We start from the raw sequence: 9,680 nt of genomic DNA on the forward strand, positions 1-9,680 counted from the left end.
TGCCGTGTCCGGGGATCATCCGTCCGGCCCGCCGCGAACCGAAAGCCGGATCGCCGCAAAACGAAAGATCAGGCGGCGTCGCGGCGGCGGGACGGGTCGATGATCTCGCGGTGCCGGGCCGGCCGGCGCGCCGCCGGCAACTGCGGCCCGACCCGCGCGGGCCAGATCCGCTGCGGGCGGTCGGCGAGTTTCGGCCGGTCGCGGGGCACCAGCGTGCGGTCCGGTGGCACCCAGATCGGCAGCGGCGCCCACGCCGGCCCCCACCAGACGATCACGCCGTAGCCCCGGACCAGCGGCGGCTGCAACGCCGGCCACCGCGCCTCGAGCGGGATGGCCAGCCGCCACGCCTCGATCGGGACGAGGCCGGCGACCGGGTGCCCGGCCGCGCCGAACAGCACCGGGAGCGGCGGGGCGGGCAGGGCATGCGGCTCGACGCCGGCCGGCAGCGCGCCGGGTTCGGCCTTCTCGGCGGCGGTCGCAACGGTCGCCGGGGCGCTGGCCAGCACGATCGCGCAGCAGACGGTGACCAGCGCGGCGCCCAAGGCGACCGGTTCCCAGCCGGGCCGGACGGTGTCGCCGAGGATGGTCAGCGCGATCACCGACGGCGCGATCACCTCGCCGGTCCAGTGCACCGCGGTGACCCGGCCGACGTCGCCGCGCTGCAGCGCGTTCGCATACATCACCATGCCGTTGGCCGCGAAGACCAGCAGCACCCAGGTGAGCGGCTCGGTGGCGATGGTCCAGGCGGCCGAGCCCATCGTGGTCATCTGGTCGTCGGGCAGGTGCAGGGCGCGGCCTCCGAGCGCGGCGGCGCCGACCGAGAGCCCGCCGACCGCGGCGATCAGGCCGGGCACGCCGGTCCTGGTGGCGGCCCAGCCGAGCACCAGCACCACGACCAGGGCGACGCAGAACCCGATCCGCAGCCCGAAGGAGGCGGCCACCATGGTCTGCTGGCCGGCCGAGAGGGCCAGCCCGGCCAGCGCGCACATGGTGATCGCAATGGCCGCCACGTCGCGGCGGCGCAGCTTGGAGCCGAGGAACAGCCAGGCGGCCAGCGCGGTGATCGCGAGCGAGCCGGCCAGCACCGACTCGACCAGGTAGACCGCCAGCTCGCGCAGCGCGATCATCGAGCCGAGCCAGGCGGCCATGTCGAGCGCGATGCCGATCAGGTAGAGCGGATGCCCCAGCGTGCTGACCGCGCTGGTGCTGCGCCGGGCGCCGATGGCCTGCAGGATCGAACCGACCGCGTAGCAGAGCGAGCCACCGATGGCGATGCTCAGCGCGACCCAGCCGGCGGTCGTCATCTCGATCGACCGCCGTCACCGAGGGTGTTGGCAGCTCTCACGCCCTGATGATATGGCCCGTCTTCGATTCGCGCGAGGCCTGCGCGGTGAACTCGGTGACCACGTCGACGATCCGGCACACATCTCCTGGGCTGCACCGATGATCCACTGGCAGGGTCAGCATCCGGTCCGCCCACGCGGCCGCCTCGTGATCGCCGCTCCACCAGCCGCGCCGATCCTGCCGCCAGTGCACCGGCGCGAAGATCGCATTCTCGGCGAGACGCACCAGCAGCGCGTCCCGGTCGCTTTCCGAGGGCAGGGCGAGCGGCAGGCGGAACGGCGCGGCGTCGCTGTCCCTTCCGGAAGATCCAGATTTGGTACGTCCATAGAGCCCATTCCGCACCGCTTCCACGTTCCGGCTGCCCGCCGCGCGGATCCCGGGCACGTCCAGCATCGGCAGCACCGCCGCGGTGACCGTGCTGGCCGGCCCGGCGCTGCCCAGCAACGTGCCCTCCCCGCGCCGCTGCAGCACCCGGAAGCTCTCCTTCGGCACCGGCTGCCCGGCCAGCCACCCGCCCTTGAGCAGCATCGCGGCGAGTTTCTCGGCCGCGCCCGGGCTCTCCGGCCCTTCCGTGCCGGGCAGCTCCCGTCCCACCGGCGACCACAGCAGCCCGCCGTCCGGCACCGGCAGTGTCTTGCGCAGCGACGCCACCGCGTACGCCGCAGTGCTCGTCCGCGCCCACCCGCTGAACGGGTCGTGCGAGTGGTCCTCGATCACCGGGATCGCCGGGTGCGCGCCGATCCACGCCGTCCAGCCCGCGCCGTCCTCGCGGCCGAAGAGGTTCTGCGCGAGCACCACGTCACCGGGCCGGGTCCGCAGCGTCTCCCAGCGCGGCCCCCGCCCGTCCGGCAGCTGCCGGTAGTACGTGACCGGCAGGCACTCGGCGAGCGCCTCGGCCACCCCCATGCAGAAGTACGACGGCACGTGCAGCCGCCCGCCCGGCGCGAGCAGCCGGAGCAGCGCGCGCAACGCCCCGCACCCGGTCGCGAACAGTTCCCGCCGTGACGGCAGCCAGCCGGGCAGCCCGCCACCGGTCAGCACCGCCGGGTCCCAGTGGAACTCCGAGCCGATCTCCCGGACCGCCGGTTCAGGTGGCACGGGACAGGTCCTCGGCCGGGGCCGGCTCCGCCACCCGTTGCTGCGGGATCTCCACGGCCCGCTCGATGTTGAGCGTGTCCACGTGCACCGGCGGCTCGCCGCGGCGCAGCCCGGTCACGGTCCGCCCGATGATCCGCAGGTCCAGCAGCGGCGACCAGTGGTCGATGTACCAGCGGTCCAGCACGAACCGGGCCGGCCAGTCGATGTCGTCGCGCCCGTTGACCTGCGCCCAGCCGGTGATCCCGGGCCGCACCTCGAGGCGCCGGGCGTCCAGCGGCGAGTAGTTCGCCACCTGCGGCAGCACGTCCGGGCGCGGCCCGACCAGGTTCATCCGGCCGGACACCACGTTGAGCAGCTGGGGCAGCTCGTCGAGGCTGGTGCGGCGCAGGAACCGGCCGCACCGGGTGATCCGCGGGTCGTCGTGCAGCAGGCCGAACGGGTCGGCCATGCCCAGTTGCGCGCTCATCGCCACGCTGTCGTGCACCATCGACCGGAACTTCAGCATCCGGAACGGCCGGCCACCACGGCCGGCCCGGTCCTGGACGAACAGCACACCCTTGCCGTCGGCGACCCGGATCCACAGGGCGACCCCCAGGATCAGCGGTGCCAGCAGGATCAGTGCGACGGCGGCGGCGAGTTGGTTGATCAGGTTCCAGATCGGGCGTACGAGGTCCACGATTCCCCCAGCTCAGATCGATTCCACATGGGTTCCAGAGAGACGGCGGCGGGTGTCCAGCACGTACGACGCGTGCTCGACCACCAGGTCCAGGTCGAACGCGTCGTGATCGGCGAGCACCACCACCGCGTCGGCGGCGGCCACCTGCTCGGCGGTCAGCGGCACCCGGGTCACCCGCTGGTCGACGCGCGCGTCCTCGACCACGTGCGGGTCGGCGGCCCGGACCTCGGCGCCCATCTCCAGCAGCAGCGTGGCGACGCGGCGGGCCGGCGACTCCCGCGCGTCGCCGCTGTTCTTCTTGTAGGCGAGACCGAGCAGCAGCACCGTCGATCCGTTCACCGCCTTGCGTTGCCGGTTCAGGGCGGCGACCAGCCGGCGTACCACGTAGTCCGGCATGTGGTTGTTGATGTCGTTGGCCAGCTCGACGAAGCGGAAGCTCTGCCCGAGGGTCCGCTGCACCCGCCAGGACAGGTAGGACGGGTCGATCGGCAGGCAGTGCCCGCCGACACCGGGCCCGGGCACGAACCGCATGAAGCCGAACGGTTTCGACGACGCGGCGTCGATCGCCTCCCAGACGTCGATGCCGAGGTCGTGCGCGTACACCGCGAGCTCGTTGACCAGCGCGATGTTGACGTGCCGGAACGTGTTCTCGAGCAGCTTGGCCAGCTCGGCGACCTTGGGGTCGGAGACCGGCACGGTCGTCTCCACCACCGACGCGTAGAACTCCTGGACCTTCGCCAGCGACGCCGGGTTGATCCCGGAGACCACCTTCGGCGTGGTGGCCAGGTTCCACTGCCGGTTGCCCGGGTCGATGCGCTCCGGGCTGTAGCCGAGGTGGAAGTCCACCCCGGCGATCAGGCCGGAACCCTCCTCGAGCAGCGGGCCGACCAGCTCGCCGGTGGTGCCCGGGTAGGTGGTCGACTCCAGCGCGACGGTCGCACCGGGCCGCAGGTAGCGGGCCAGGGTGCGGGCCGACTCCTCGATGTAGCGCAGGTCCGGGGTGCCCTCGCGCAGCGGCGTCGGCACCGCGATCACCGCGATGTCGAAGCCGGCGCAGGCCCGCGGGTCGGCCGACGGGAGCAGGTTCCCGCCGGCCAGCACCGCCTGCAGCTGGGCCGAGCTGATGTCGTCGACGTACGACTCGCCGGCCGCGAGCCGCTTGATCCGGTCCTCGTCGACGTCGAAGCCGACCACGGTGTGCCCGGCCTCGGCGGCGCGGACCGCGAGCGGCAGCCCCACGTACCCCTGGCCGGCGATGACTACCCGCATCTGCGTGCTCCCTACTCGTTCGGTGCTCACGGGTGCCGCCCGAGACGCATGGTGAATTCGGCCTGGCGCTTGCCGTTGCGGCCGCCGGAGCGCTGCGCCGGCGCCGGGGTCACGGCCGGCTCGGCCCGGCCGGGCAGCGCCGGGCTCTCGGAGAGCCAGCGCAGCACCGCGATCAGGTCGGCCCGCGGTGCGGACGCGTCCAGCAGCGAGAGCACCGCGCCGTCCAGCGGCGGCACCGGTGCCTGCGAGATCAGCGGGTGGTTCGGCCGGTGGTCCGGCTCGGACGGCCCGAGCAGCACCTCGGCCAGCTTCTCGCCGGGCCGCAGTCCGGTGTAGACGATCTGCACGTGCCCGCCGGCGCTCTCCGCGATCCGCCGGGCCACGTCGGCGATCCGCACCGGCTCGCCCATGTCGAGGATCAGCACCTCGCCGTGGCTGTCCACCGCGCCGGCCTGGATGACCAGCCGGCACGCCTCCTGCACGGTCATGAAGTACCGGGTCACGTCCGGGTCGGTGACCGTGATCGGCCCGCCCGCCTCGACCTGCGCGGCGAACGCGGTCAGCACCGACCCGCGGCTGCCCAGCACGTTGCCGAACCGCACGCTGGTGTACGTGCCGGGCGCGGCCGCGTCGGCGGCGGCGGTGAGCCGTTCGGTGATCCGCTTCGAGTAGCCGAGCACGCTGCACGGGTCGGCGGCCTTGTCGGTGGAGATGTTGACCAGCCGGTCCACGTGGTGCCGCATCGCGGTCTGCAGGATCTGGTAGGTGCCCAGGATGTTGGTCTTCAGCGCCTCGGACGGGTGCATCTCCAGCAGCGGCAGGTGCTTGAGCGCCGCGGCGTGGAACACCACCTGCGGGCGGTGCTCGGTGAACACCTCGTCGAGGCGCTGCTGGTCGCGGATGTCCGCGACGACCAGGTTGCGGTCGTCGAGCATGCCCCGGCCGTCCAGCGACAGCTGCACCGCGTGCAGGCCGGACTCGTCGCGGTCGAGCATCACCAGGGTGGCCGGGTCGAACCGGGCGACCTGCCGGCACAGCTCCGAGCCGATCGAGCCGCCCGCGCCGGTGACCAGCACCCGGCGGCCCTGCAGGTACCCGGCGATGGCGGCCAGGTCGATGGTGATCTCCCGGCGGCCGAGCAGGTCGGCGTGGCTGACCGGGCGGATGTCCTCGACCCGCACGGTCCGGCCGAACAGCTCGACCACCGGCGGGAGCACCTTGAGGTCCACGTTCAGCGGCTCGGCCAGCCCGGTGAGCTCGCGGACCAGGTCGGCCCCGGCGCTCGGGATGGCGATCACCACGGCGTCGGCACGGAACCGGCGGACCACCTCGGCCAGCGCCGTACGGTTGCCGGCCACCGGCACCCCCATGATCTGCAGGGCGCGCTTGGTCGGGTCGTCGTCGAGCAGCGCGACCGGCACGTACGGGCTGGACGGGCTGCGCAGCATCGCCCGGATCACCTGGGTCGCGCCCTCACCGGCGCCGACCACCACGACCCGGGTCCCGGACTCGGGGTGCGGGCGCAGCCGCTGGTCGTGCAGCAGCCGTACGGCGTACCGGATCCCGGCCGCCAGGACCAGCCCGATCAGCCCGGCCCCGATGATCGCCGAGCGCGGCACCAGCCGGCCCAGCAGGGTGTCCAGCACGAACACCAGCGGCGTGGTGACCGCGGCCGTCTTGGCCAGCGCCAGGATCTCCTCGAAGCAGCCGTATGACCAGCGTCCGGTGTAGAGGCCGAACTGGATGCCGGCCGCGGTGTGCACCACCGCGGCGACCAGCGACAGCGCCATCAGGCCGGCGCCGTCCAGGTATTCCAGGTGTCCGTCGTGACGCAGCAGGGTGGCGATCAGGAGTGCGGTCGCCAGGGCGAGCGCGTCGGCGGCGGCGCGGGCCGCCCGGCCGGGCAGTGCCGCGCGGAACCACGGCGCCGCCCGGCCGGGCCACTCACCAGGTATGAGGTCCGCCGCTGGGTCGCCAGCGGCGGCTCGCCGTGTCTGCATGAGATTCCCCCTCGTACGATGCCGGCGGGAACCGGCCGCGGAACCTTGCGTGCGCAAAAAGAACCGGCAATTTCGCAGAGTTGATAATTGCGCCCCAGGCGCACCGGGTCGCATCGATCCGGCTATTCGCGACTTTCAGGGTTCCAGTCGCCGGGGAGTCGATTACAGTAGCAATTGTCACGGCCTACGCGAAAAATTCTCACGTACCGCTATTCATCCAGCACAGGACCTCGATCGCGCATTTCCGCGACCCCATTCGGCTGCGTGATACAGGCCAATCGGTGGATGATGTCATATCGACGGTGAATGATCCTCACTTTAGACGTGACATCTGCGACTAACACTTCCCCGGCTATTCCGGGACCGTTCTCGCAGGAGCCGTCGCAAGCGTTCTGTCGACTATGCGACTGGGGGACGAGGATGAGGGTGCTGCACGTGATCAGCACTGCCGCGGAGGGCGGCGCCGAGCATCAACTCCGGCTGCTGCTGGGTCGCCTGCCGCACGACAGCGAGGTGGTGACGCTCTCCCCGCCCGGCGCCGAGGCGCAGGCCATCCGGGCCGCCGGGATACCGGTGCACGAGCTGCCCACGGCCGGCGACCGGGACCTGACCGCGATCGTACGATTGCGCCGCCTGATCCGGCGCGGCCGGTTCGACCTGGTGCACACGCACCTGTACCGGGCCTGCGTGCAGGGCCGGATCGCGGCCCGGCTGGCCGGCGTCCCGCACGTGGTCGCCACCGAGCACCACCTGGGCCGCCCCGGCGCCGCCCGGCTCGGCCCGCTCTACCTGTTCAGCGAACGGCTCGGCGAGATGACCATCGCGGCCACCGCGGCGATCGCCGAACGGCTGCGCGGCTGGGGCGTCCCGGACGAGCGGATCGCCACCGTCCCCCGGGCCATCGACCCGGCCGAGTACCGCTTCGACCCGGCGCTGCGGGCCGCCGCCCGGGCCCGGCTCGGCGTGGCCCCCGGCGTACCCCTGATCGGCGTGACCGGACGGCTCACCCCGGCCAGACGCTTCGACCTGCTGATCCGGGCGGTGGCCGAGGTGCCCGGTGCGGCCCTGCTGCTGGTCGGCGACGGCCCGGCCCGGCCGGCCCTGGCCCAGCTCGCGATCATCGAGGGCGTCGCCGACCGGGTGCTGTTCGCCGGCACCGTCCGGCACCCGCGCGAGATGCTCTGCGCGATGGACGTCTTCGCCTCACCGGACCAGCACACCTGCGGCCTCGCCGCGCTCGAGGCGCTCGCCGCCGGGCTGCCGGTCGTCTACGCCGCGTGCGCGCCGCTGGAGGAGCGGGCCGCGGCCCGGTCACCGGTCCGCGGCACCCACCGGCTCACCCCGCACGACCGGGAATCCCTTCCTCGTACGCTGCGCGCCGAAGTCCTCTGCCACGCCGAACGCGGCGGCGCGCGGTTGCCGCCCCGCACGGCCGGATCACGGTACGACGCGGACCACCTGGCCAGCGCGGTCGGACAGATCTACGACCGGCTCACCGCACCTCTGCCGGAACTCCCGTCACCGCGTCCCGGAACCGCCCGGAACGCATGAGGCGCCGCCACAGCACCCAGCCGAGGAACGTGCCGAGGGTGTTGGAGAGCAGGTCGTTGACGTCCGCCCAGCGGTTGCCGTGCACCGTGAGGATCAGCACCAGCTGGGTGATCTCGATGCTCAGGCTCAGCAGGAACCCGATCCGGACCACCCGGTTGCGCTCGGTGACACCGAAGTTCAGGTGCAGCAGCCCGGCCAGCGGCAGGAGCATCAGCGCGTTCAGCACGAAGTCACGGCGGCGCGTGCTGAACGACGGGACCAGCAGGATCCGGTAGGTCTCCGCCGGGCCCGAGTCGGGGCCCCAGGAGAGCGGCAGCGGCAGCATGGTGGCACCGAGGACGGCGACCACGTACCAGGACAGCGCCCACGCCACGATCAGGCGACGAGTGGTGAGCAGGCCCTGGCGGCGCAGCCAGAGCCAGGACAAAATCATGAGTACGCCACCCAGGGGCAGCAGCACCGGCAGAGCGGGAACCTGGAAATATTGAGCGTGCATCGAATCCAACGCTACGCGACCCGGCCGGGCCGGCCTCCCCTTCGAGTGATCGGGTGAGCCTCGGCACCACCCCTACGAGTACATTTCGCCGGCGCGTCCTTTACCTTCACTTTTCGGGGGGCAGCCCGCGCTTATCGGAGCCATCCCTCTTTCCGGGCGATCCGAATGGCGTCCAGCCGATTGCGCGCGCCGGTCTTGGTGATCACCGCGGAAAGGTAATTCCGGACCGTCCCGCCGGAGAGGTAGAGCCGCCCGGCGATCTCCTTCACCGACTCGCCCTCGGCGGCCAGGCCGAGCACTTCCAGCTCCCGGGTGCTCAATCCCCGGTCGGTGTTCAGCGAGGCGGCCTGCAGCATCGGCGAGACCACCCGCTCGCCCGCGGCCAGCCGCCGCACCGAGTCGGCCAGCGCGGTGCCGGCCGCGCTCTTGAGCAGGAAGTTCAGTCCGCCGTTCCACCGGCGGGGCGGCAGCATGCCGCGCTTGGACGGATCACAGAGCAGCAGCATCGCGCAGGACGGGATGGCGGTGTGCAACTCGTCGGCGAGCGGCAGGACCTGACTCACCATGTACTCGGTATCGATCACGATCACCGCGGGCCACAACTGCGCGGCACGCGGGGCCAGCTCGCTGTTGATCGGCAGCGTGGTGACGTAGTGCATGTCCGGTTCGGTCTCCAGGAACGTACGCACCGGGACGCCGAAGTATCCCTCGTCTCTCACCACCACGACCCGGATCATCACACCACCCTCGTCGATGGGCACCGGGCGGAGACCCGGCGCCGACCCCGTCTGGAACGCTCGACGCAATAATTCTCAGATGACTCGAGGACCATTCTGCGGGTGCGGCACAAGTCGATCCGATAAAGATCTTTAACAGTACGACACGGCGCAGGTCATAACGGATCTGTGCCACCGCGAGCAGGCACGGGGCACCCACATAAACTAACTGAGTGAAACGTTCCGCGCACGCTCTGTCGGCCGTTAGACGGAGTGAGGTCCACCAGATCAACGACTCCCCCTGCCGAAACGACGGGTTCATCCCGCTGATACGCCAGTGAAATTAGCCAGCTTTCCCCACAAATCGCCTTTTTCCGGACATCATCCTTCCATTTCCCCACGCCAAAAACAATGATCCTTCACGTTCCCTTTCCCGCTCACCCCAAAGCCCCCCACCCCCCAAGTCCGTTTTTGATTACCGAATTGATCACCCCTCCCCCCAATCCCACATTCCCCCACCCCCTTCCCTC

At 71.5% G+C, this 9,680-nt stretch carries 8 protein-coding genes; 1 reads left to right on the forward strand and 7 read right to left on the reverse strand.

What is annotated here, in order from left to right:
• Window positions 1-68 precede the first annotated feature (68 nt).
• Genes ADL15_RS15005 through ADL15_RS15025 form a run of 5 tightly spaced genes read right to left on the reverse strand, consistent with a single transcriptional unit; the run spans window position 69 to window position 6,387 of the window.
• Window positions 69-1,304 (reverse strand): hypothetical protein, encoded by a 1,236-nt coding sequence (locus ADL15_RS15005; RefSeq protein ID WP_067690192.1) that lies wholly within the window; start codon window positions 1,302-1,304, stop codon window positions 69-71.
• Between the two features lie 37 nt (window positions 1,305-1,341).
• Window positions 1,342-2,442, reverse strand: a complete 1,101-nt coding sequence (locus ADL15_RS15010) for an aspartate aminotransferase family protein (RefSeq protein WP_067690196.1) — start codon at window positions 2,440-2,442, stop codon at window positions 1,342-1,344.
• Complete coding sequence (locus ADL15_RS15015) at window positions 2,432-3,118, reverse strand: sugar transferase (RefSeq protein ID WP_083971264.1); 687 nt, start codon at window positions 3,116-3,118, stop codon at window positions 2,432-2,434. Before ADL15_RS15015 ends, ADL15_RS15010 begins: the two co-directional genes overlap by 11 nt.
• A gap of 12 nt (window positions 3,119-3,130) precedes the next feature.
• A complete protein-coding gene (locus ADL15_RS15020; protein ID WP_067690200.1) occupies window positions 3,131-4,387 on the reverse strand; it encodes a nucleotide sugar dehydrogenase in 1,257 nt (418 codons plus the stop codon).
• 26 nt (window positions 4,388-4,413) lie between these two features.
• On the reverse strand, window positions 4,414-6,387 hold the full coding sequence (locus tag ADL15_RS15025) for a nucleoside-diphosphate sugar epimerase/dehydratase (protein WP_067690203.1): 1,974 nt from the start codon (window positions 6,385-6,387) through the stop codon (window positions 4,414-4,416).
• 435 nt (window positions 6,388-6,822) lie between these two features.
• On the opposite strand from ADL15_RS15025, the gene ADL15_RS15030 reads away from it, so the two are divergent.
• Entirely contained in the window at window positions 6,823-7,938 is a 1,116-nt protein-coding gene (locus ADL15_RS15030) for a glycosyltransferase (protein ID WP_232344103.1), read from the forward strand.
• On the opposite strand, the gene ADL15_RS15035 is transcribed toward ADL15_RS15030, so the two are convergent.
• Together ADL15_RS15035 and ADL15_RS15040 are read right to left on the reverse strand one after the other, a co-directional pair.
• Entirely contained in the window at window positions 7,880-8,434 is a 555-nt protein-coding gene (locus ADL15_RS15035) for a VanZ family protein (protein ID WP_067690210.1), read from the reverse strand. The two genes, ADL15_RS15030 and ADL15_RS15035, sit on opposite strands and share 59 nt — an antisense overlap.
• Before the next feature lie 131 nt (window positions 8,435-8,565).
• On the reverse strand, window positions 8,566-9,171 hold the full coding sequence (locus tag ADL15_RS15040) for a response regulator transcription factor (protein WP_067690246.1): 606 nt from the start codon (window positions 9,169-9,171) through the stop codon (window positions 8,566-8,568).
• Window positions 9,172-9,680 lie beyond the last annotated feature (509 nt).

Origin of the sequence: Actinoplanes awajinensis subsp. mycoplanecinus (assembly GCF_001509495.1) — a bacterium.
GTDB classification, from domain to species: Bacteria; Actinomycetota; Actinomycetes; order Mycobacteriales; family Micromonosporaceae; genus Actinoplanes; species Actinoplanes palleronii.

Coding starts and splice junctions, on each gene's coding strand:
- ADL15_RS15005 (WP_067690192.1), bottom strand. CDS start 1,304: ATGACGACCGCCGGCTGGGTCGCGCTGAGCATCGCCATCGGTGGCTCG.
- ADL15_RS15020 (WP_067690200.1), bottom strand. CDS start 4,387: ATGCGGGTAGTCATCGCCGGCCAGGGGTACGTGGGGCTGCCGCTCGCG.
- ADL15_RS15025 (WP_067690203.1), bottom strand. CDS start 6,387: ATGCAGACACGGCGAGCCGCCGCTGGCGACCCAGCGGCGGACCTCATA.
- ADL15_RS15035 (WP_067690210.1), bottom strand. CDS start 8,434: ATGCACGCTCAATATTTCCAGGTTCCCGCTCTGCCGGTGCTGCTGCCC.
- ADL15_RS15040 (WP_067690246.1), bottom strand. CDS start 9,171: ATGATCCGGGTCGTGGTGGTGAGAGACGAGGGATACTTCGGCGTCCCG.